Source organism: Sphingomonas sp. FW306-1B-B10E (genome assembly GCF_058782005.1).
The window spans coordinates 58,164-79,171 of sequence record NZ_JBYSXG010000017.1; the positions used below are offsets into that span (position 1 = coordinate 58,164).

A 21,008-nucleotide genomic window follows, 5' to 3' on the forward strand; every position below is an offset into this window, starting at 1 on the left:
GCGCGCCGCAATGTCCGATCGCCGCCCGATCCTGTTCTTCGATTCCGGCGTCGGCGGCCTGTCGGTGCTCGCGCCGACCGCCGCGTTGCTGCCGCGCGCGCCCCTGGTCTACGCCGCCGATTCGGCGGGCTTTCCCTATGGCACGCGCAGCGAGGCTGAGATCGCCGCGCGCGTGCCCGCGTTGCTCGGCCGGCTGGCGGAGCGCTACGATCCCCGGCTGATCGTCATCGCGTGCAACACCGCCTCGACGATCGCGCTCCAGCACGTGCGTGCCGCGCTCGACGTGCCGATCGTCGGCACCGTCCCGGCGATCAAGCCGGCCGCCGAACTGAGCCGGACGCGCGTGATCGGCGTGCTCGGCACCGACGCGACGGTGCGCCAGCCTTATGTGGACGATCTCGCCGCGCGCTTTGCCGCGGACTGCCTGGTGCTGCGCCACGGCTCAGCCGAGCTCGTCGAGATGGCCGAGGCGGCGCTGGGCGGCGCAAGGCCTTCGATCGAGACGGTGCGCGAGGCCTTGGCAGGACTGGTTTCGCAGGACGGCGGCGAGGACATGGACGTGATCGTCAACGCGTGCACCCATTTCCCGCTTTTGAACGACGAACTCGTCGCGGCGACCGGGAACAGGGTGCGGTTCGTCGATGGCGGGCCGGGAATCGCGCGGCGGGTGGCGCATCTTACAGCGGGGCAGCAATGGCCCGAACAGCCCGTAGCGGGGCGCGCGGTGTTCACGTCGCGGAGCGCGCATGTCGCCAAATTGGCGCCGACGTTTGCCCGAGTCGGGCTGACTGAGGTCGAGACGCTTTAATTACCGTGGCGTCGCGGCGCTGTTCCCCAACAATATCGAATAACGCTCGGCCATTTCGCCGTGCAGGCGCTTGGCCGCCATATCGAGGCTATGCGCGGCACGTTCGCGCTCCTGACGCTCGCGTCGCTGATAATATTCCTGGTCGCTGTCGCTGAGATTGCCGCCCATTTCACGCTCCATAACACAAGCGAGAGCCTTAAATATTTTTACATTGCGGGCCCGCTGCCCCCGAGTCGCCCCGCAACTGAACTTTTACTTACCACATTTACGCCGTGTATAGACTAATGCGGATCAATGGGCGGGCATGTCGCAGCTTATCGATCGCTGTGATCGAGGAAATGCTTTGCAGGCATGGCACAGGCGCTAGATTGCCTGCATGCGCGGCTGGCAATGCGCGTCGTTTGGCGATAGGGGAGCACGCCATGGAAACCAGGGACGGCGCGACCGCGGTAGATTATTCGCGGGTGTTCAATCAGGCCATCGACCGGCTGCACGCCGAAGGCCGTTACCGCGTGTTCATCGATGTGCTGCGCAACAAGGGCGCTTATCCCAATGCGCGCTGCTTCGCCGGGCATAACGGCCCCAAGCCGATCGTGGTGTGGTGCTCGAACGACTATCTCGCAATGGGCCAGCACCCCAAGGTGATCGCGGCGATGGAGGAAGCGCTCCACGATGTCGGCGCCGGCTCGGGCGGCACGCGCAACATCGGCGGCAACACCCATTACCATATCGAGCTCGAGCATGAGCTTGCCGACTTGCACGGCAAGGAAGGCGCGCTGCTGTTCACGTCGGGCTATGTCTCGAACGAGGCGACGCTCTCGACTTTGGCCAGGATCATGCCGGGATGTATCGTCTATTCGGACGAGCTCAATCACGCCTCGATGATCGCCGGGATCCGCAATTCGGGCTGCGAGAAGCGCGTCTTCCGCCACAACGACCTTGCGCATCTCGAGGAGTTGCTCGCCGCCGACGATCCCTCACTGCCCAAACTGATCGCGTTCGAGAGCGTCTATTCGATGGACGCCGATGTCGCGCCGATCGCCGAAATCTGCGACCTCGCCGACAAATATAATGCACTGACCTATCTCGACGAAGTCCATGCCGTCGGCATGTACGGCGCGCGCGGCGGCGGCATCTCCGAGCGCGACGCGGTCGCCGATCGCATCACGATCATCGAAGGCACGCTGGGCAAGGCGTTCGGCGTGATGGGCGGCTATATCGCCGCCGACCAGGTGATCATCGACGTGATCCGCAGCTATGCGCCGGGGTTCATTTTCACCACCTCGCTGTCGCCGGTGCTGGTCGCGGGCGCGCTGGCGAGCGTGAAGCACCTCAAGGCATCGACCGCCGAGCGCGATGGCCAGCACGTCGCCGCGGCAAAGCTCAAGGCGCTGATGGCCGAGGCCGGGCTGCCGGTTTTGCCCTCGACCACCCACATCGTGCCGCTGATGGTCGGCGACCCGGTCAAGGCCAAGAAGATCAGCGACGTGCTGCTCGCCGAATACGGCGTCTATGTCCAGCCGATCAACTATCCCACCGTACCGCGCGGCACCGAGCGGCTGCGCTTCACCCCCGGCCCGGCGCATGACGAGGCGATGATGCGCGAACTCGTCGACGCGCTGGTCGAGATCTGGGGAAGGCTGGAGCTGCGGCTGGCGGCGTAAGCGGGCTCAGTCGAGCGTGATCGAACGGCCAAGTTCGGGAATGTCGAGCGGATCGCCGAAAGGAACGATGCGCTGCATCTTATAGTCGCCCGCCGCTGGCTCATGCATCACATGCGTGCGGCGAGCATTGATGTCGACGACCCAGTAATGCGGCACCAATGCCTCCGCATAGGTGTGCCGCTTTACGTTGAGGTCGATCGCAAGGCTTGTATCCGAAATCTCGATCGCCAGGAACAAGGCGGTCCGATCGAACAGCTTGCCGCTCATCCCCGGGTTTCGCAAAATCGCTACATCGGGTTCGCGCACCGTGTCACCCGCGAGCCGCACGCTCGGCTCATGGCCGACGATCCAGTCAGGAGCCATCGTGCGTAGTGCTTCGTGCAGTTCGATGAAGACGAGTCTTTGCGCGTTCCAATGCGGAATCTGTGTGGGAGCCATCCGCGTGATAACCCCCCTCACGAGTTCGACCTTGCCGAACCATTCATCCAGCGGCGCAGCCTGAATCAGCTCAAGGAACTGATCCGCCGTGAAACGCGCCGGCGTCTCTTCGAACATCGTCAGTCGCTCAGCCGAGGTCATTTGCCGAGCATAGCACAGGCCGGGCAATAGTCGAAAGTCAGGTCCGCCGCAGCAGCCCGCTCCAGGCATAACCGCGATAGAGCGGGGTGAATTCCAGGCTCAACCCGTCCTGCTCGGCGACGCGCTTGAGCACTGCCGGCAATTCGCGGCGGGGGAAGACGTGAAAGTCGTTGAGCGACTTGAAATGCAGCCGCTTGAGCAATGCCGGCAGTCGCTCATATTGGCCGAAATCGACGATGTGCAGGCTGCCGCCCGGCGCGAGGCTAGCGGCGCCGTGTGCGATCGCTTCCTGCCAGGGCGGGATCATTGACAGAGTATAGCTCATGAAGACGCGGTCGACGGTGTCGAGCCCGAACAGCGCTCGGGTGTCAAACGCGCCCGCATCGCCTTGCGCGAGCGTGATACGGTCGGCCAGCCCGGCGCGCGCGACCGACTTGCGCGCCGTCTCGAGCATCGCCTCGCTGATGTCGAACCCGTAGAAGCGCGCCTGTGGGTAGCGCTTCGCCGCGACGATCAGGTTGCGCGCAGTGCCGCAGCCGACTTCGAGCACGGTACCGCCCGGCGGCGGCGCGAGCTGCGCGATCAACCGGTCGCGGCCGAACAGGTAGAATTTCCGCGTGAAATCGTAGATGTGGCGATGAAAGGCGTAGACTGCATCCATCGCCTGCTTCTGGTCCGCAGCGGCGGCATTGCTCATGCGTGCGGCTTCAGCGTCCAGAGATGCGTCGCGCCATAGACCGAGGAGCGGTCGCGCCGGGTCCAGTCGTCGCGCTGCGCCGCATCGGCATATTGCCACTGGTCAAGAATCGTCGGCGGGACATGCCCTGCTACCACGTCGGGCACCGCTGCGGTGCGGTAGAGCACGCGCGCGCCCGGCTTGGCGGTGCGGGTGATCTCGCTCCAGATCCGCGTGAGCTGGGCGTCGGTCATCCAGTCCTGGGCGTCGAGCAGTACGTAACGGTCGAGCGATTGCGCCGGCATGGTCTCGAGATAGTCGGCCATGTTCTGGTGGCGCACCTCGACCCGACCGGCACGCTCGCTCACCGCGCCGTAATGCCCGGCCTGGAGATAGGGCGGGAGCGGCGCATCCTCGTGCTTGCCATAGCCGCGGCCGAATGCCTGCCAGGCGTAAAAATTGTCCTTGAGGTCGAAATCGCAGGCGAGTTTGCGCAGCCGGCTCTTGAGGGCGCCGGTGATACCCTGCGCATCGTCGGCCTTGAGCAGGTCATATTGCACCGGCGGGATGCCGAAGCCGAACAAGGCCGCCGGCTGGTCGACCAGCCAGCGCAGGAACTTCTTCTCGAAGAACGGCGCGTAGCGAGTCTCGAAAATGATGCGCTGTTCCTCGCGGGTCTGCGCCTTGAGGATTTCGCGCGGATCGATGCGGTACATCCGGCCGAGGAAATGGGCGAAGCCGATCAGCCGGCCGAGCAGCCCGCGGCGATAGAAGCCGGTGGCGAAGCCCGAGATGCGACGGCGGCCGCTCCAATCACGCGCGTCCCAATAACTCCGCGTCGTCTCGTCTAGATGATCACGCAGATAGCTCTTGTAGAGCGCGACGTTCTCAGGGCGATCGGCATCGGCGAAGAAGGAGCGGAAGGCGGCGTAATCGGGCAGGCGCTGCGCCGCGGCAGCCTTCAATTTGTTGAGCGCGATATGCGCCGGATTGAGGTCGATCGCGGTGATCGCCTTGGGGTTGGCGGTCAGGTAGGAGAAGACGTTACACCCACCCGAGGCGATCGCGACCACATGGCTGTCGGGCGTGATCGCCAGCGCCTCCATGTCGATCTCGGGATCCTCCCAGATCTGGGCGTAGACCAATCCCCTGAACGCGAAGGTGAAGGCGCGCTCGAGCAGACCCTCCTTGCTGAGATGCTCGTGCCGATGCACGGCACCTCGTACGGCGCCGTTCTTCGGCGTCTTGGCAACAGTCCGCATGGCCAACTCCTGAAGAGGGCGCCCGCAACACGCGCCGGATCAAGCACCTGTGCACTAATCGCGGCATGTGACAAAATCTTGTCAGCCAACTGGGCGCCCTCTGAAGCCCTATGCGGAACGGTCAGCCGCCCGGCTCAATCGCGGCAATAGCCTTCGCCCTGCTTGACGGTGAGGCAGTCCTTCTTGCCGGCGAGATATTTGAGCCCGGTCGCGTCGCCGTCGGTGGCGCGCAGCACCTGCGGCCCGTCCGGACGGCGGAAGGTAATGCCCGCGTCGCTGCCAGTGCCGTCGAAGTCGCCCTTGTCGTCGAGCGTATACTGCATCGCGAGCTTGTAGCGGCCGGGCCCGTCACCCTTCGTGATGGTGAGCATCGTGCCCTCCACGCCCTTCCATTTGCCGGCCCAGGCGTCGCGATCGGTCGGGCTGGCGATGTCGGTGACCGCATTGCTCACCGAACCGGCGCCGTGCTCGACAGCATTGGCGACGGTGGCGCCGGTCGCCTCGACGGCGTTGCCGGTGTCCTCGGCGGCCTGGTCAGCGGTGTTGCAGGCCGCGAGGCTGAGGACGAGCGGCGCGAGAATCGCGATACGCATTCTATTCTCCTGATATGGGTTCGGCGGGGCGACGGCGCGCCCGCTGGAATCAGCGCGTCGCGTTGTCGATCGCGTTGCCGACGCTCTCGGCGCGCTGCCCGACATCGTCGGCGACATTGTCGAGCTCACGGCCGGCATCGTCGGTGGCGTTGGCGATCGAATCGCCGGCATCGTTCGCCGCATTCTCGAGCGAGGCGCCGGTGCGATCGAGCGTGTCGCTCAGATTGTTCTGCGCATTGTCAGAGCAGGCCGCGAGGGTGAGGCCAAGCGCGAGCGCGGGCGCCAGGGCGAGAAGGGTTTTGCGCATTTTGGTCTCCAGAAACTGTCTCGGTCTAGCCAGCGTTGGTCCGAGGGCGTAGGGAGCGCGGCATGCCGCGCCGTATCGCCATCGCCTCGGATCATGCCGCCTTCGTCATGAAATCTGAACTCGCCGAATGGTTGCGTGGCGAGGGGCATCATGTGGTCGATCTGGGGCCGGCCGGCGCGGAAAGCGTCGACTATCCCGACTATGGCTATTCGCTCGCCCGCGCGATCCAGCAGGGCGACGCCGAATTGGGCGTGGCACTGTGCGGGTCGGGCATCGGCATCTCGATCGCAGTCAACCGCAATCCCGCCGCGCGCTGCGCCCTGGTCTCCGAGCCGCTCTCCGCGAGCCTTGCGCGCCAGCACAACGACGCCAATGTCGTCGCGATGGGCGCGCGGCTGGTCGGGGTGGAAATGGCCAAGGCCTGCGTCGCCGCCTTCCTCGACACCGAATTCCTCGGCGACCGCCATCAGCGGCGCGTCGACAAACTCAGCCATCCCGAAAGGATACCCGCATGAGCACCAATCCCCAGATGGCCGGGCTGCAGCCCGACGGCTTCTTCACCAAGAGCCTGGCGGACGTCGACCCGCAGGTATTCGCCGGGGTGCGCCACGAGCTCGACCGCGAGCGGCACCAGATCGAGCTGATCGCATCCGAGAATATCGTCTCGAAGGCCGTGCTCGAAGCGCAGGGGTCGGTCTTCACCAACAAATATGCCGAGGGCTATCCGGGCAAGCGCTATTATCAGGGCTGCCACCCGTCGGACGAAGTCGAGCAGCTCGCCATCGACCGTGCGCGTGAGTTGTTCGGCTGCGGCTTCGTCAACGTCCAGCCGCATTCGGGGGCGCAGGCGAATGGCGCGGTGATGCTCGCGCTGACCAAGCCCGGCGACACGATCATGGGCCTCAGCCTCGACGCCGGCGGCCACCTCACCCACGGCGCCAAGGCGGCGATGTCGGGCAAGTGGTTCAATGCCGTGCCGTACGGCGTCGATCCCGAAACCCACCTGATCGACTTCGACCAGGTCGAGGCGCTCGCCAAGGAGCATCGCCCCAGGCTGATCATCGCCGGCGGCTCGGCCTATCCGCGGATCATTGACTTCGCCCGCTTCCGCGCGATCGCCGACGAGGTCGGCGCGACCTTCATGGTCGACATGGCGCACTTCGCCGGGCTCGTCGCCGGCGGCGCGCACCCGACGCCGTTCGGGCATGCCCATGTCGTCACCACCACCACGCACAAGACGCTGCGCGGCCCGCGCGGCGGCATGGTGCTGACCGATGACGAGGCCATCGCCAAGAAGATCAACAGCGCGGTGTTCCCGGGCCTGCAGGGCGGCCCGCTGATGCACGTGATCGCCGCCAAGGCCGTCGCGTTCGGCGAGGCGCTGCGCCCCGATTACAAGAGCTACATCACCGCGGTGGTCGAGAATGCCAAGGTGCTCGCGGCGACACTCAAGGAGCGCGGCGCCGACCTCGTCTCGGGCGGCACCGATACGCATCTCGCTTTGGTCGACCTTACCCCGCTCGGCGTGACTGGCCGCGACGCCGACGAGGCGCTCGAGCGCGCCGCGATCACCTGCAACAAGAACGGCATCCCCAACGATCCGCTGCCGCCGGTCAAGACCAGCGGCATCCGCGTCGGTTCGCCCGCCGGCACCACGCGCGGCTTCGGCGCCGGCGAGTTCCGCGAGATCGGCAACATGGTCGCCGACGTGCTCGACGGGCTGCGCAAGAATGGCGAGCAGGGCGATGCCCAGGTCGAAGCCAATGTCCGCGAGCGCGTCCGTGCGCTATGTGAGCGCTTCCCGATCTATCCCGAGGCCTGATGCGCTGCCCATTCTGCAGTAACGAAGACAGCCAGGTAAAGGACAGCCGCCCCACCGAGGATGGGGCGGCGATCCGCCGTCGGCGCCAGTGCGAGGCGTGCGCCGCCCGCTTCACGACCTTCGAGCGCATCCAGCTGCGCGACCTCACCGTGGTGAAGAGCCAGGACCGCCGCGAACCGTTCGAGCGCGACAAACTGATCCGATCGGTGACGCTCGCCGCGCGCAAGCGGCCGGTGACTTCGGCGCAGATCGAGCGAATGGTGTCGGGGATCCAGCGCCAGCTCGAAACCTTGGGCGACAGCGAGATCCCGTCGCAGCGGATCGGCGAGATGGTGATGGACGGGCTCAAGGGGCTCGATTCGGTCGCCTATATCCGCTTTGCCAGCGTCTATAAGGACTTCCGCGAGGCCAGGGACTTCGAGGAATTCGCCGGCAACGTCACCGAGGCGGGCAAGGCGTGAACCCGGTCATCGTCCTCGTCCGCCCGCAACTGGGCGAGAATATCGGCAAGGCGGCGCGCGCGATGCTCAATTTCGGGCTGACCGAGATGCGCCTCGTCGCCCCGCGCGACGGCTGGCCCAACCCAACGGCGGGGCCGGCGGCGAGCGGCGCCGACGTCGTGCTCGAACGGGCTCAGGTATATGAAAGTGTCGCCGAGGCGGTCGCCGATTGCGCGCATGTCTATGCTACCACCGTCCGCAAGCGCGGCGTCACCAAGCCGGTGGTCACGCCCGAAACCGCCGCCGGGGAAATCCGCGCCGCCGCCGAGCGCTCCGCGATCCTGTTCGGCCCCGAGCGCTCGGGGCTGGAGACCGACGACGTCACCTTGGCGCGCACGATCGTCACAGTGCCGATCAACCCTGAGTTCGGCTCGCTCAACTTGGCGCAGGCCGTGATCCTGGTGGCCTATGAATGGTCGAAGGGCGCGAAGCTGGCGAGCCCGCCGGCAACCGACCTCGATCCGCCCGGATCGCAGGAGGAGCTGGAAGGCATGATCGGACAGCTTGACGCGATGCTCGCCGATTCTGGCTATTATTTCCCGCCCAACCGAGTCGCGGCGACGCGGCGGACACTGCGCAACTTGCTGACCAAGCCGGGCTGGACGTCGCAGGAATTGCGGACGGTGCGCGGGGTATTGTCCGCGCTCGACGGCAGGAAGGCGCATCGCAGCACCTAATCGCGAGGACATCGAGACTATATTGTCTCCCGGTCGAGGATACGCTTTACTCGACGCAAATGAACCGGGAGATTTTGATGCGTTTCTTGCCCCTGATCGCGATCGCCGCGCTGGTCGCGCCGTCGGCCGTGCTCGCCCAGGACCACGCGCCGACGGTGGCGTCCGCCGACCCGGCCCCGGCGGCGAAGCCCGAAAAGCCGGTCTGCAAGGTGACCAGCACGACCGGGTCCCGGCTCCGCAAGACGCGCTATTGCATGACCAAATGGGAAGCCAAGGTCGATGCGGAGAAATCGCGCCGCGACCTCGACCAGATGCGTCGGACCGACACCGCGACGATGCCGCCCGCCGGCTTCAACTAAGCGCGGTTGCGGTCGAACGCTTCGAACTCATAGGCGATCGACGCTTCCACCAGCCGATCCCAGAGATCGGCGACTGCCGCCTCCGGCACGCCGGTCGCGCGGGCATGCGTACGGACATTGTCGATGACCTGCGTCTTGCGCGCCTCGTCGCGGACATGGCCGCGCTCGGGCTTGATGCGCGCCGCGGCATCCATATAGCCGAAGCGCCGAGCCAGCAGCGCGACCAGCGCACGGTCGACGGCGTCCACCCCGGCGCGGACCTCGGCCATCGTCGTGCAGTCCTGGGGATCGATCGTATCTTGCATGGACCTGCCCTTGGCGGCTGCCCGCGCGCCTGTCCAGCTTGACTCATCGCCGGCCGGCGGCTAAGCGCGCGCCTTCGCAATGGCCCCGCACCCCGGTGAAGCGGTGGCCCTGCCCTCAGCGATGAGCACGTAGAGCGAGTACCGGGAACAACGTCGTTCGTATTGCAAAGGATTAGATATGTCGAAGCGCTCCAGCGCCAAGCACAAGCTCGACCGCCGGATGGGCGAGAACATCTGGGGTCGCCCGAAGAGCCCGGTCAACAAGCGCGAATACGGCCCCGGCCAGCACGGCCAGCGCCGCAAGGGCAAGATGTCCGACTTCGGCATCCAGCTGCGCGCCAAGCAGAAGCTCAAGGGCTATTACGGAGACATCACCGAGAAGCAGTTCAAGAAGTCGTACGAAGACGCGTCGCGGATGAAGGGCGACACCGGCCAGAACCTGATCGGCCTGCTCGAGATGCGCCTCGACATGATCGTCTATCGCGCCAAGTTCGCGCCGACGATCTTCGCCGCGCGCCAGCTGGTCAATCACGGCCACGTTCTGGTCGATGGCGAGAAGTGCAACATCGGTTCGCGCCGCATCAAGCCCGGCCAGACCGTGTCGCTTCGCCAGAAGGCGACCGAAATGGCGCTGGTGATGGAGGCGCAGAGCCTGTCCGAGCGCGACATCCCCGATTACGTCGTGCCCGAAGGCGCCTCGAAGATCACCTTCACGCGCGTGCCCACGCTTGACGAAGTGCCCTATCCGGTCCGCATGGAGCCGAACCTGGTCGTCGAGTTCTACTCGCGCTGATCTCGGCCCGATGGGCAAGAAACAGGGGCGGTCGCGCTGCGGCCGCCCTTTTTCGTGTCAGGGCGCGATATTGAGCGCCTTGCGCAGGAACGCGTCGGCGCGCGACAGCATCGTCGTGCGGGCTTCGCTGTCGTCGAGCTGGTGGTCGAGCTTGTCGAACTCGACCAGATCGACGCTGCCGCCGGCGTCGCGCAGCTTGCCGGCCATCAGCCGCGATTCGCCGATCCCGACATTGAGGTCCAGGCTTCCATGGAACAGCAGCACCGGCGCCTTGATACTTTTGGCGCTGCGCGCCGGCGATCCATCGCGGACGTGATCACCATGGCCGATGAACGCATCGACTTGCGGGAAACTCACGTAATTGCGCGCTTCGTCGCGCAAGGTCTCCAGATCGGTCACCGGGGCGATCGCGACGATCGCCTTGAACAGGTCGGGATCGAGCACCGAGGATTGCAGCGCAGCGTAGCCGCCATAGGACCAGCCTAGGATCGCGAGCTTGTCAGCGCGCGCGATGCCCTGGCTGACCAGCCAGCGTCCGCCGTCATTGACGTCGCCGATCGCGGTCCGCCACGATTGGAAGCCGTTCTTCTTGAACCAGGCATCGCCATAGCCGCTGGACCCGCGGAAATTGGGCTGGAGCACCGCGAAGCCGCGCGCGGCGAAGAATTGGGCGAGCCAATCGAAGCCCCATTCGTCGCGCGCGCCGGGGCCGCCATGCGGCATCACGATCGCAGGGAGATTCTTGCCGTCGCTCCCGGCGGGAAGTGTCAGATAGCCAGGAATGCGCGTTCCGTCGGCAGCGGGGAACTCGATCGGCTTGACGCTGGCGAGCGGCACGCCGGCCAGTTGCGGGCGCACGCTCAGCACTTCCTCGAGCCTCCGGCTCGCTTTGTCGTAGAGATAATAGGTCCCCGGATCCTTGTCGCTGCCGGCGAACATCAACAGCTTGCTCTCGTCGGCGTTTGAATCGACGAAGGTGACAAGCGGTTTGCCCGGGAGCGCCTTGGCCAGCATGCCGCGCAACCGCCGCAGCTCGGGATCGAAGAATTCGACCTGCCTTTTGTCGGTGGCATAGCTCCCGCCCACCACGCGCTGCTGCCGGCCGATCCGGATCAGCCCGTCGACATCGACCTGCGGATGCGCGAGCACCATGTCGCGCTTCAGCGAGCCGTCGAGTGCGATGCTGAACAAGGCGCGCCGTCCCTCGACAGTGTCGAAGCCGTAGACCCGGTTTGTCGCGCTATCGACGGCATAGGGATTGAACCCGACCGCGGCCCCGCCGCCGACATCGAGGACGCCGAGGTCCTTCCAGTCACGCGCGCCAGCCATGCGATAGGAATAATGGATCGTGTTGCCGGAATAGCCCCCTGCGGTCGGCGGGCGGAGACCCATCACGCGAACATTGCCATGGCCATCGCTGATATAGTCCACCGCCGAGGTCTTGGGCTGTTCGAGCGTTTTGCGCCGCAACGACGTCGCGTCGATGAGTTCGACGCCCAATCCCTCGCGCGAGCTGGCCAGATGCGTGCCCGTCGTCTGCTCGGGAATGAACTCGCGCGTCATGACCAGCGAGCCGTTCGATCCATCGGGACCCCAATCGATGATCTGTCCACCCGACTGCGCCACCCCGAGCGAACGCGCGGTGTTCGACGCGGTGAGAATCTTGAGGTCCGATCCATCGAGGTTGAGCGAAACCAGCCGAGTATAATCCAGCTTGAGCGCGTCCTGCCGGATCAGATAGATCGTGCAGACGAGGCGGGTGTTGCTCGCCCAGTGACAATTGGTGAGGCGATCCGGGTTGCCGCTCGACCGGAGGATCCCCTTCAGCGCTCCGCCCTTGGCCAGATCGCCGGTCATCAGCGCCGCGCCGCGGGCGCCATCGGGCTGGACCACCGCCACGTGATTGCCATCGGGCGAGAGGCTGATCTGCTGGACGGCTTCACGCACGCCGAACTGCGCGGCGCGCGTGTCCTGCGCGGCGGCAGGCGCCGCAAGGCACAGCGGCAAGCCCCATGCCGCGAGATTTCTGTTCATGGATCCCCCTCAACTCACTCGAAGCCGAGCCTAGAGCGAAATCATGGTGTTGCAAGGCGGGGCTTGTGACGGGGAAATCGGGCTGCCACACTTGCCGCCACGTTTCTCCTAAAGGACCGCGCCATGTTTCTCCCGCATTTGCTGGCTGCATCCGGAAATGGGGTTCGGCAATGACTATGCTGCAACTCTCCGATTTCGCGGCCGGGAGCGTCTATACGGTGTCCGCGGATGGCGAGACGTATCGTCTTGCGCTCGACAAGGCGCAGGCGCTGTCCGATTCAGGGCGCGAGGGCGGATCGTTTCGGCTCGAATTCCTCGGTCCGGGCGCGCCGGTCCTGCCGCAGGCCACGTACGGGCTGGACGGCGGCGAAACGACGCACGACGTCTTCATTGTCCCGATCGCCCGCGAGGCGGACGCCGTCCGCTACGAAGCCGTATTCTACTGAGCCGGCGCGCGCCATTCCCATAGGTCGTAGGCGCCGCGATCGTCGTCGACGATCGTGAAGCCGAGCCGCGTGTAGAGCGTGCGCGCGGGATTGTTCTTCTCGACATGGATCGAGATGCGCTTGCCGCGCGGCGCGGCCTCGGCGAAAAGGTCGCGCAGCAATGCCGTGCCGATGCCCTGCCCCCGCGCCCGCGGCATCAGGGAGATATCGACGATGCGAATCTCGTCCGCGGTCTCGTACAGGTATAACCGCCCGATCGCGCCGCCGCCGCACTCGACGATCATTGCATCCATGCCGCGATAATGCTGCTGGTAATATGCGTGCTGGGCGGCGTGCTGCTGCAGCAGGAAGGCACGCTTCGCCTCGGCCGGCCAGGGTACCGGCGCCAATTCCTCCTCGCGCGTCGACGCGTAGAGCTCGGCGGTAAAGCCGAGATCGTCATCGGCCATCGGCCGCAACACGACGCCGAGCGCAGCGGCCTCGACAAGCGGCAATGGCATCGCCGCCTCAGCCCCGCGGCGGGAACACGCCCTGCAACGCGATGCAGAAATACATGGTCAGATACGGCATCAGATTGTTGTGCGGCTGGCTTCCCCCGGCGGGCGGCAGGTCCGCCGCCGCCATCGGCTTGAGCGTGGTGTTGTTCGAATAGATGTTGCCGTTCTTCGACCGTGTCAGCGCATTGCCGACCGCGACATTAGTCTCCGCCACGTCGCCCCCGGCCGCCTGGAGTAAGTGCGTATGGGCAGGGATCTCGGATTGGAGCAAAGTCACCGTGTCGGAGCCGCCGGTCTGGCCGAGGAAATAGGTGCTCAGTCCTGGCCCCTGCCCCGGATGGAACGGCACCGATCCCTGCAAATTGGGAAGCGCGAAATTGCTCTTGCCGTTGCCTCCATAAGTGGTGCCCAGCAGCGAGAACAATGCGGTGTTTTGCGACAATGGCAGCAACTGCCCGTCGCACCACGCCCAGCCCCTGGGCGCGAAGTTGAATGGGAAGACCCGAATTTCGGCGACGAACGGATCGGCCACGCGGCGGCTCCTCAGGTTGGGCTCGGGAAGATCCCGAACAGCGAGATGATGAAATCGACGCACAGATAAGGCTGCATGTTGTCGTGCGGCTGGGTTCCGCCGACCGGCGTGATCGACGTGGGAGCGAGCGGATCGCCCGGCTGCGAGTTGATGAAGGCATCAACCCCGGTGGACTTGCCGATCGCGTTATTCGTCCCGGCCTTGGCCGATGCAGTGTCGGTCGATGCGAGCAGCGGATGCGTATGCGCCGGCATCTGCTGGGTGGTCAGCGTGACCTGTTCCACGCCGGCCATCTCGCCGAGGATGAAACCGCTGCCCTGATGCATCGGAACCCGGCCGCGCAGATCGGGCAATGCGAAGGTCGACTGGCCGTCTCCACCGAAGGTGGTACCGATCAGTTGGAACAGCGTCTCGTTTTCCGAGATCGGCAGGAGCTGGCCTTCGCAAAAGGACCAGCCAGCCGGCGGGAAATTGCCCGCGAACATCCGGATTTCACCGACATAGGGTTGCGCCATGACCTGGGGCTCCTCAGCTCTGCGAGGGGAAGATGCCCTGGAGCGCGATGCACCAGGACAACGTCAAAAATGGCTGCATGTTCGGATGCGCCTGATTCCCGCCGACAGTGGTGATCGTACCGTCGATCATTGCGCCGAGATTTGTCGGGCTGGTGTAGAAATCGTTCGGCGCCGATCCGCCGAGAAACAGGTTGTTGGCGGGAATATTGGTGCTCGCCGCGGTCTCTGTTGCCTGCAGGACGTGCTGGTGGCCCGGCATTTCCGCGATCGACAGCGTATGTGCCTGCTCGCCGGCACGCTCGCCGAGGATGTGGCCGTTGCCGACATGCATGGGCACGCGACCGCGCAGATCGGGCAATGCGAAATTGACCCGGCCATCGCCGCCATAGGTGGTGCCGAGCAGCGAGAAGAGCGCCTGATTTTGATTGATCGGCAGTAGCTGGCCATTGCACAGCGCCCAGCCCTTCGGCGCGAAGACAAAGGAAAAAAGCCTAAGCTCCGACAAAAACGGCTCAGCCATGCCTGAATCCCCCCCGGTTCGGCGCCAACCTACTCGCGAAACGAACTTGGGCAAGTCTTATTGTCGCCTATAGCGTGGCGACGTGGGGAATCTCGACGCAAGTCGATGTTCTTTAGCCGAAAGATATCGCATCAAGGCTGTACCGGATGACTCGGCCTTCAACGCTGCCGCAGCGCAAAATAATCTGTGCATCGGCCGCCGAACTCTTCGGAAAGCGGCGGTTTTTCAGTGGCGCGCAAGCCCGTAGCGCCAGCGCAATCGGGGGCAGGTCGCCGCGCCTGCCCCGGGCGGTGGCGATGCTTGCGGCATCCGAGTCGCACTGCCACACTTGGCGCATCCCTTTTCCGAAGGAGTTTACATGCGTCTCCTGGTTTCCGCCGCGCTCCTCCTCGCCAGCACTGCCGCGGTGGCGCAGACCGCGCCGCCGCCGATTTCGGTCGACACGCTCAAGCAGGTCACCGAGCGGCTGTCGTCGGACGAATTCGAAGGCCGCGCGCCGGCGACCGCGGGCGAGGAGAAGACGCTGGCCTATCTGGTCGAACGCTTCCAGAAGGCCGGGCTCAAGCCGGGCAACAAGGGCAGCTGGTTCCAGGACGTGCCTTTGGTCGAGATCGACGGCAAGAACGTCTCGCCGCTCACCTTCACCGGCGGCAAGACCCCGCTCAGCCTCGCCTATCGCAAGGACATGGTGATCGCGACCTATCGGGTGACGCCCAAGACCCAGGTCAAGAACAGCGACGTCGTGTTCGTCGGCTATGGCATCAACGCGCCCGAGCGCGGCTGGAACGACTATGCCGGGATCGACGTGAAGGGCAAGACGGTGGTCATCCTGATCAACGATCCCGACTGGCAGACGCCGGGACTGCAGGGCGATTTCGGCGGCCGCGCGATGACCTATTACGGCCGCTGGACCTACAAATACGAGGAAGCCGCGCGGCAGGGCGCCGCCGCGGCGATCATCATCCACGATACCGAGCCCGCCGCTTATGGCTGGGGCGTGGTGCAATCGTCCTGGACCGGGCCGCAGCTCGAGCAGGACACGCCCGGTGACCATATGGACCAGTCCCAGGCGATCGGCTGGATCCAGCAGGATCAGGCCAAGGCTTTGTTCGCCAGCGCCGGCAAGGACTATCCTGCCTTGATCGAAGCGGCGAAGCATAAGGGCTTCAAGGCGGTACCGCTGGGCGTCAAGGCTAGCGTGTCGTTCGACAGCAGCATCCGGCGCCAGGCGTCCAAGAACGTCGTCGGCATCCTGCCCGGCAGCGAGCGGCCCGACGAAGTCGTGCTCTATTCGGCGCATTGGGACCATCTCGGCCGCTGCGACGCCGTGAACGGCGACGATATCTGCAACGGGGCGGTGGACAATGCCTCGGGCACGGCAGGGCTCGTCGCGATCGCCGAGGCGCAGGTGAAGGCAGGACCGGCGAAGCGGAGCCTCGTCTTCCTGGCGGTAACCGGCGAGGAATCGGGGCTGCTGGGCTCCAAATTCTATGCCGAGAACCCGGTCTATCCACTCGCCAAGACCGTCGGCGGGGTGAACATGGACGGGCTCAACATCGTCGGCCGCGCCAAGGATTTCGTGCTGGTCGGCGTCGGCAAGTCCGAGCTCGAGGATCTGGTCAAGCCGTTCGTGGCGGCGGAGGACCGGGTGATCGTCCCCGAGCCGACCCCCGAGCGCGGCTATTATTACCGCTCGGACCATTTCAGCATGGCCAAGCTCGGCGTGCCGATGCTCTATGGCGAGAGCGGCGAGGATCTGCGCGTCGGCGGCAAGGAAGCCGGCAAGAAGGCTTCGGACGATTATACCGCCAATCGCTATCACAAGCCGCAGGACGAATATTCGCCGAACTGGAACTGGGACGGCGCGCTCGACGACCTGAACATCTATTACGGGCTCGGCCGCCAGCTTGCCGAAGGGTCGGCCTGGCCGAACTGGTACCCGACCGCCGAATTTCGCGCGGTCCGAGACAAGAGCCGCGCGGGGAAGTAAGAGCGCGGCCATGATTCTGCCGCCTCCCCCCGAATGGGCCCCGCACGACGCCGTCTGGATCGGCTTTCCCAGCCACCCCGAACTCTGGCTCGAAGACCTCGCGCCGGCGCGCGCGGAGGTTGCCGCCTTCGCCCGTGCGGTGCATGCCGGCGGCCGTGGCGAAAAGGTGCTGCTCGTCGCTGCCGATGCCGAGGCCGCGACTGCTGCCGAGGAAATGGTCGGCGACGCGGCGACTGTGCTTGTCGAGCCGTTCGGCGACATCTGGCTGCGCGATACCGGCCCGATCGTCGACGGTGCCGGGCGCGCGCACGATTTCCGCTTCAATGGCTGGGGCGGGAAATACGATCTCGAAGGCGATTCGGACGTCGGGGCCCGGCTGGCGCAGGCCCGTAAGCTCGCGGTCCAGGAGCATCAGTGGATCCTTGAGGGCGGTGCGATCGACGGCGACGGCACCGGGCTCTGCGTCACCACCGAGCAATGCCTGCTCAACCCCAATCGCAATCCCAATCTGACCAAGGTCGATGTCGAGGCTTTGCTCGATTCCAGTCTCGGCTTTTCGCGGGTGCTGTGGCTGGGCGACGGGCTGCTCAACGACCATACCGACGGCCATGTCGACAATCTCGCGCGCTTCGTCGGCGAGAACCGGCTGCTGATCCCGCAGGCGACCGACAACGATCCCAATTGGCGCGTCTACCAGGACGCGGCGCAGCGCGCCGAGGCGTTCGGAGTGCAGGTCGTCCGCTTCCCCTCGCCCGGCCGCGTGCTGAGCCCGGAGGAAGAGATCATTCCGGCGAGCTACATGAACTTCTATATCGGCAATGCGGCGATCGTCGTCCCGGTCTATGGCCAGGACAATGACGACGCGGCGATCGAGGCGCTCGCGGCGCTTTTCCCGGGCCGGGAGGTTGTCGGCCAGCGCGCCGATCATATCTTGACGGGCGGCGGCAGCTTCCACTGCATCAGCCAGCAGCTTCCGAAGCCCTGAGGAACCCCATGACCGAGATTACCGTCGCGGCGCTCCAGCTCGCCTTCACCAATGATATCGACGCCAATATCAAGGCGGTGTCCGAGCTCGTCCGCGAGGCGGCGGGCCGCGGCGCGCAGGTCGTGCTGCCGCCCGAATTGTTCGAGGGCGAGTATTTCTGCCGCGTCGAGGACGAAGGCCTGTTCTCGAACGCCAAGCCGGTCAACGAGCACAAGGCGGTGCTGGCGATGCAGCACCTCGCCGCGGATCTCGGCATCCATATCCCGACGAGCTTCTTCGAGGCCGATGGGCCGCACCATTATAACAGCCTCGCGATGATCGGACCCGACGGGCGCGTCGAAGGCGTCTATCGCAAGAGCCACATCCCGGACGGCCCAGGCTATGAAGAGAAATTCTATTTCCGGCCGGGCAATACCGGGTTCAAGGTGTGGAACGGCCCCGGCGCGCGGATCGGCGTGGGGGTGTGCTGGGACCAATGGTATCCCGAGACCGCCCGCGCGATGATGCTGATGGGCGCCGAGGTCTTGTTCTACCCCACTGCGATCGGCTCCGAGCCGCATGACGACAGCCTCGATACCGCGCGGCTGTGGCGCCGGGCGATGGTTGGGCATGCGGTGTCGAACGTCGTGCCCGTCGTCGCCGCCAACCGTGTCGGCACCGAGCACGGCCAGACCTTCTACGGCACCAGCTTCATCACCGACGAGCGCGGCGACGTGCTCGCCGAGCTCGACCGCGAGGAGACCGGGGTGATCACGGCGCGGCTCGACCTCGAGCGGGTCAAGCGCCACCGCGCGGCGTTCGGCTTCTTCCGCGATCGCCGGCCGGAGCTGTACGGGCGGCTCGTCCAGGACATCTGATCGGGCCTAACTTCGCATTTTTCACGCGATTCGTGAACAAAGATTGCCGCGAGACGCAATTATGTTGCGCGAGGTCCCTGTTGCAAATCCACGGAGTCAAAGAGCCGGAGGATTGCAGCACAGCATTTCCAACATGGGAAGGTGCTTGGGCGGGGTCACTGGCTCGCTAAACGTCTGCCCTTGGCATCTGCGATCGTGGCGGGTTAGGCCCCATCCGTGCCTACACCCGTTTACGCGATCGCCTTGGGCTCCAACCGCCGCGGACGCCACGGCAGCCCAGAAGCCGAGATCGCGGCGGCGCTGAGGGCGCTGGGCGGCGTGATCGCGACATCGCCGATACTGCGCACGGCGCCGCTCGGACCTTCGAAGCGGCGCTTCGCCAATGCCGTCGCTTTGATTGAGAGCGACGAGGCGCCGGACGCGCTGCTCGCGCGGCTCAAGGCGATCGAGCGCGGCTTCGGCCGCCGCCGTGGTCGCAACTGGGCGGCGCGGGTGATCGACCTCGACATACTCTTGTGGTCGCAAGGCGTCTGGGGGGCACGCCACCTGACGGTGCCCCACGCGCGCTTTCGCGAGCGCGACTTCGTGTTGCGGCCGCTGCTGGCAGTGGCACCCGATTGGCGCGACCCGGTCAGCGGCCTCACCGTCCGGCAGATTGCGGCGCAGTACGCGAAACCGAGGGGCCGTCATGGCTGAATCCGAGGACACGCTCCGCTTCACTGCCGCATTGTGGCGCTGGACACCGGAGCCGCCGGCCAAGGCGAGCTGGCATTTCGTGACCGTTACCGGGTGGGTGGCAGACGCGTTGCGGGCGCGTGCGTTCGAATTGCGGGCGATGGGCGCGGCACGCGGCTTCGGATCGGTGCGCGTCCAGGCGTCCATCAACGGTGTGGCGTTCGCCACCTCTGTGTTCCCGCACAGCGAGAGCGACGGCTATCTGCTGCCCGTCAAGGCCGAGGTTCGGCGCGGGGCCGGGATCGCGGCGGGCGACCAGGTCGAGGTCGAGATCAGCGCCTAATTCCCCAAGTCAGGCGAGCAGCGCTCCGGACAGCAAAAGCAGCAATTTGACGTCGATCGCCACGCCTTCCGCGCGCTTCGCGGCAACGAAGGATGCAATCTCGGCCAGCGCCACGCGGTGGACGACGATGTCTTCGCCTTCGACGCCGCCGCCTTCGCTCACCTTGGTCAGCCCGGTCGCGCGGACCAAGGTGAAGCCCTCGCTGACCATGCCGGGCGAGGAATGGAAATAGCCGATCGGCTCGACGGTCTCGCAATGATAGCCGGTCTCCTCCTCGAGCTCGCGCCGCGCGGCGTCGAGCGGCGTGTCGCCGTCATGCTCGTCGCCGATCAGCCCGGCGGGAAGTTCGAGGCAGCGTTGGCCGAGGGGCACGCGATATTGCTCGACGAGCAGGGCATGGCCGTCGTCGATCGCGACGATCACCGCGGCCTGGATGTCGCGGGCGCGCGCGACATATTCCCATTTGCCCTGCCGCTTCGCGACGATCCACTTGCCTTGCCAGACGGTCTCGACCGGCTCTTCGGGGATACTCATAGGATGATCAGACGGTCCGGAAGCTCATTGGTGTCGCCTTCGCTGCGCGGGAAGTGTTCGGCAAGTACCTTTCCGATCTGCGCGACCGCCTCGGCGAGGCCGTCGCCTGGCCGGCCCTGTTTCACCGCGGCGATCAGCGCCGCCATTGCCGCGCCCCATATTTCGGCCGGGACGCGCGAGTGGATCGCTTCGTCGGCGATGATCTCGGCGCGGTGCTCGGCGAGGCTGAGATAGAGCAATACGCCGGTCGACGCCTTGGTGCGCTTCTCGGCCGCGGTGCGGAACAGCGCGAGCGCGCGGGCATGGACGCGGCGCGTCTTGGTCGCGCCCGGGGTCAGCGCGATCCGCAACGCATCGAGCGCGAGGATCATGCGCGCGGCTAGGAAGGTGGCCGCGGTCAGGATCAATGCGAGGGTCAGGTACCAGCGCGGTGGCGTATCGGACCAGGCGTCGACCAGCCGGGCGTGGAGCCATTCCACCGGGCCCGGCTGCCAGGCGAGCAGGGCCAGCACGAGCAACATCGCGAGGACGGCCCAATGCAGCGCGACGTCGTGATACGCGTCCGAGCGCCCGGCGACCACGGTGACGATCTCGCCATCGGTGGTCAGCTCGGCCTCGCCCACCGCGGCAGTGACGCGCGCGTGATCGGCTTCGGTCAATCGCATCACCAGCTCCCCGAGGCGCCACCGCCTCCGAACGATCCGCCGCCGCCGGAGAAGCCGCCACCGCCGCCTC

28 protein-coding genes are annotated in these 21,008 nt (G+C 65.7%); 14 read left to right on the plus strand and 14 right to left on the minus strand.

Annotated features, from left to right (window positions below):
- Positions 1-10 precede the first annotated feature (10 nt).
- Positions 11-808, plus strand: a complete 798-nt coding sequence (murI, locus tag AC3WJI_RS09120; protein WP_492756936.1) for a glutamate racemase — start codon at positions 11-13, stop codon at positions 806-808.
- On the opposite strand, the gene AC3WJI_RS09125 is transcribed toward murI, so the two are convergent.
- A complete protein-coding gene (locus AC3WJI_RS09125) occupies positions 809-976 on the minus strand; it encodes a hypothetical protein (RefSeq protein WP_492756937.1) in 168 nt (55 codons plus the stop codon).
- A gap of 254 nt (positions 977-1,230) precedes the next feature.
- Between AC3WJI_RS09125 and hemA the strand changes: the two genes are divergently transcribed.
- The gene (gene hemA, locus AC3WJI_RS09130) at positions 1,231-2,472 is read left to right on the plus strand and encodes a 5-aminolevulinate synthase (protein WP_492756938.1); all 1,242 of its coding nucleotides are present in this window, start codon (positions 1,231-1,233) and stop codon (positions 2,470-2,472) included.
- A gap of 6 nt (positions 2,473-2,478) precedes the next feature.
- Here hemA and AC3WJI_RS09135 read toward each other — a convergent pair whose 3' ends face one another.
- From AC3WJI_RS09135 to AC3WJI_RS09155, 5 genes are all read right to left on the minus strand, one after another.
- Positions 2,479-3,051 (minus strand): Uma2 family endonuclease, encoded by a 573-nt coding sequence (locus AC3WJI_RS09135; protein WP_492756939.1) that lies wholly within the window; start codon positions 3,049-3,051, stop codon positions 2,479-2,481.
- Between the two features lie 37 nt (positions 3,052-3,088).
- Positions 3,089-3,748, minus strand: a complete 660-nt coding sequence (locus tag AC3WJI_RS09140) for a class I SAM-dependent methyltransferase (RefSeq protein WP_492756940.1) — start codon at positions 3,746-3,748, stop codon at positions 3,089-3,091.
- Positions 3,745-4,989, minus strand: a complete 1,245-nt coding sequence (locus AC3WJI_RS09145) for a BtaA family protein (protein WP_492756941.1) — start codon at positions 4,987-4,989, stop codon at positions 3,745-3,747. Before AC3WJI_RS09145 ends, AC3WJI_RS09140 begins: the two co-directional genes overlap by 4 nt.
- Before the next feature lie 134 nt (positions 4,990-5,123).
- Positions 5,124-5,582: a hypothetical protein gene (locus tag AC3WJI_RS09150; RefSeq protein WP_492756942.1), complete on the minus strand. Its 459-nt coding sequence runs from the start codon at positions 5,580-5,582 to the stop codon at positions 5,124-5,126.
- Positions 5,583-5,631: 49 nt separating this feature from the next.
- Positions 5,632-5,889 carry a hypothetical protein gene (locus AC3WJI_RS09155; RefSeq protein WP_492756943.1) on the minus strand — a complete coding sequence of 86 codons (258 nt, stop codon included), beginning with the start codon at positions 5,887-5,889 and terminating at the stop codon, positions 5,632-5,634.
- A 62-nt stretch (positions 5,890-5,951) separates the two neighbouring features.
- On the opposite strand from AC3WJI_RS09155, the gene rpiB reads away from it, so the two are divergent.
- The 5 genes from rpiB (at position 5,952) to AC3WJI_RS09180 (ending at position 9,247) form a co-directional block, all read left to right on the plus strand.
- Positions 5,952-6,404, plus strand: coding sequence for a ribose 5-phosphate isomerase B (gene rpiB / locus AC3WJI_RS09160; protein WP_492756944.1), 453 nt, complete (start codon positions 5,952-5,954; stop codon positions 6,402-6,404).
- Positions 6,401-7,711: a serine hydroxymethyltransferase gene (gene glyA / locus AC3WJI_RS09165; protein ID WP_492756945.1), complete on the plus strand. Its 1,311-nt coding sequence runs from the start codon at positions 6,401-6,403 to the stop codon at positions 7,709-7,711. The genes rpiB and glyA overlap by 4 nt, the downstream gene beginning before the upstream one ends.
- Positions 7,711-8,172, plus strand: coding sequence for a transcriptional regulator NrdR (gene nrdR / locus AC3WJI_RS09170; RefSeq protein ID WP_492756946.1), 462 nt, complete (start codon positions 7,711-7,713; stop codon positions 8,170-8,172). Before glyA ends, nrdR begins: the two co-directional genes overlap by 1 nt.
- Positions 8,169-8,888: an RNA methyltransferase gene (locus tag AC3WJI_RS09175; RefSeq protein ID WP_492756947.1), complete on the plus strand. Its 720-nt coding sequence runs from the start codon at positions 8,169-8,171 to the stop codon at positions 8,886-8,888. The genes nrdR and AC3WJI_RS09175 overlap by 4 nt, the downstream gene beginning before the upstream one ends.
- A 77-nt stretch (positions 8,889-8,965) precedes the next feature.
- Positions 8,966-9,247 (plus strand): hypothetical protein, encoded by a 282-nt coding sequence (locus AC3WJI_RS09180; protein WP_492756948.1) that lies wholly within the window; start codon positions 8,966-8,968, stop codon positions 9,245-9,247.
- On the opposite strand, the gene AC3WJI_RS09185 is transcribed toward AC3WJI_RS09180, so the two are convergent.
- The gene (locus AC3WJI_RS09185; protein WP_492756949.1) at positions 9,244-9,552 is read right to left on the minus strand and encodes a chorismate mutase; all 309 of its coding nucleotides are present in this window, start codon (positions 9,550-9,552) and stop codon (positions 9,244-9,246) included. The two genes, AC3WJI_RS09180 and AC3WJI_RS09185, sit on opposite strands and share 4 nt — an antisense overlap.
- Positions 9,553-9,730: 178 nt before the next feature.
- Here AC3WJI_RS09185 and rpsD point away from each other — a divergent pair, with 178 nt between their 5' ends.
- Complete coding sequence (rpsD, locus tag AC3WJI_RS09190) at positions 9,731-10,345, plus strand: 30S ribosomal protein S4 (RefSeq protein WP_492756950.1); 615 nt, start codon at positions 9,731-9,733, stop codon at positions 10,343-10,345.
- Positions 10,346-10,402: 57 nt separating this feature from the next.
- Here rpsD and AC3WJI_RS09195 read toward each other — a convergent pair whose 3' ends face one another.
- Positions 10,403-12,379: an alpha/beta hydrolase family protein gene (locus tag AC3WJI_RS09195; RefSeq protein WP_492756951.1), complete on the minus strand. Its 1,977-nt coding sequence runs from the start codon at positions 12,377-12,379 to the stop codon at positions 10,403-10,405.
- Between the two features lie 176 nt (positions 12,380-12,555).
- On the opposite strand from AC3WJI_RS09195, the gene AC3WJI_RS09200 reads away from it, so the two are divergent.
- Positions 12,556-12,825, plus strand: a complete 270-nt coding sequence (locus AC3WJI_RS09200; RefSeq protein ID WP_492756952.1) for a DUF6916 family protein — start codon at positions 12,556-12,558, stop codon at positions 12,823-12,825.
- Here the strand turns inward: AC3WJI_RS09200 and AC3WJI_RS09205 are convergent.
- The 4 genes from AC3WJI_RS09205 to AC3WJI_RS09220 are packed head-to-tail and all read right to left on the minus strand — an operon-like array spanning position 12,819 to position 14,943.
- Positions 12,819-13,325, minus strand: a complete 507-nt coding sequence (locus AC3WJI_RS09205) for a GNAT family N-acetyltransferase (RefSeq protein WP_492756953.1) — start codon at positions 13,323-13,325, stop codon at positions 12,819-12,821. The genes AC3WJI_RS09200 and AC3WJI_RS09205 overlap by 7 nt on opposite strands.
- A gap of 7 nt (positions 13,326-13,332) precedes the next feature.
- On the minus strand, positions 13,333-13,854 hold the full coding sequence (locus AC3WJI_RS09210; RefSeq protein ID WP_492756954.1) for a phage tail protein: 522 nt from the start codon (positions 13,852-13,854) through the stop codon (positions 13,333-13,335).
- Positions 13,855-13,865: 11 nt separating this feature from the next.
- Positions 13,866-14,369: a phage tail protein gene (locus tag AC3WJI_RS09215; protein ID WP_492756955.1), complete on the minus strand. Its 504-nt coding sequence runs from the start codon at positions 14,367-14,369 to the stop codon at positions 13,866-13,868.
- A gap of 13 nt (positions 14,370-14,382) precedes the next feature.
- A complete protein-coding gene (locus AC3WJI_RS09220) occupies positions 14,383-14,943 on the minus strand; it encodes a phage tail protein (RefSeq protein WP_492756956.1) in 561 nt (186 codons plus the stop codon).
- Between the two features lie 304 nt (positions 14,944-15,247).
- Here AC3WJI_RS09220 and AC3WJI_RS09225 point away from each other — a divergent pair, with 304 nt between their 5' ends.
- From AC3WJI_RS09225 to AC3WJI_RS09245, 5 genes are all read left to right on the plus strand, one after another.
- A complete protein-coding gene (locus AC3WJI_RS09225; RefSeq protein ID WP_492756957.1) occupies positions 15,248-16,879 on the plus strand; it encodes a M28 family metallopeptidase in 1,632 nt (543 codons plus the stop codon).
- A 10-nt stretch (positions 16,880-16,889) separates the two neighbouring features.
- On the plus strand, positions 16,890-17,864 hold the full coding sequence (locus AC3WJI_RS09230; protein WP_492756958.1) for an agmatine deiminase family protein: 975 nt from the start codon (positions 16,890-16,892) through the stop codon (positions 17,862-17,864).
- Between the two features lie 8 nt (positions 17,865-17,872).
- Positions 17,873-18,721 carry an N-carbamoylputrescine amidase gene (gene aguB / locus AC3WJI_RS09235; protein WP_492756959.1) on the plus strand — a complete coding sequence of 283 codons (849 nt, stop codon included), beginning with the start codon at positions 17,873-17,875 and terminating at the stop codon, positions 18,719-18,721.
- 216 nt (positions 18,722-18,937) lie between these two features.
- On the plus strand, positions 18,938-19,417 hold the full coding sequence (gene folK, locus AC3WJI_RS09240; protein ID WP_492756960.1) for a 2-amino-4-hydroxy-6-hydroxymethyldihydropteridine diphosphokinase: 480 nt from the start codon (positions 18,938-18,940) through the stop codon (positions 19,415-19,417).
- Positions 19,410-19,739 carry a DUF1905 domain-containing protein gene (locus tag AC3WJI_RS09245; RefSeq protein ID WP_492756961.1) on the plus strand — a complete coding sequence of 110 codons (330 nt, stop codon included), beginning with the start codon at positions 19,410-19,412 and terminating at the stop codon, positions 19,737-19,739. Before folK ends, AC3WJI_RS09245 begins: the two co-directional genes overlap by 8 nt.
- A 9-nt stretch (positions 19,740-19,748) precedes the next feature.
- On the opposite strand, the gene AC3WJI_RS09250 is transcribed toward AC3WJI_RS09245, so the two are convergent.
- Together AC3WJI_RS09250 and AC3WJI_RS09255 are read right to left on the minus strand one after the other, a co-directional pair.
- The gene (locus tag AC3WJI_RS09250) at positions 19,749-20,273 is read right to left on the minus strand and encodes an NUDIX hydrolase (RefSeq protein WP_492756962.1); all 525 of its coding nucleotides are present in this window, start codon (positions 20,271-20,273) and stop codon (positions 19,749-19,751) included.
- On the minus strand, positions 20,270-20,938 hold the full coding sequence (locus AC3WJI_RS09255; protein ID WP_492756963.1) for a TPM domain-containing protein: 669 nt from the start codon (positions 20,936-20,938) through the stop codon (positions 20,270-20,272). Before AC3WJI_RS09255 ends, AC3WJI_RS09250 begins: the two co-directional genes overlap by 4 nt.
- Positions 20,939-21,008: the final 70 nt, after the last annotated feature.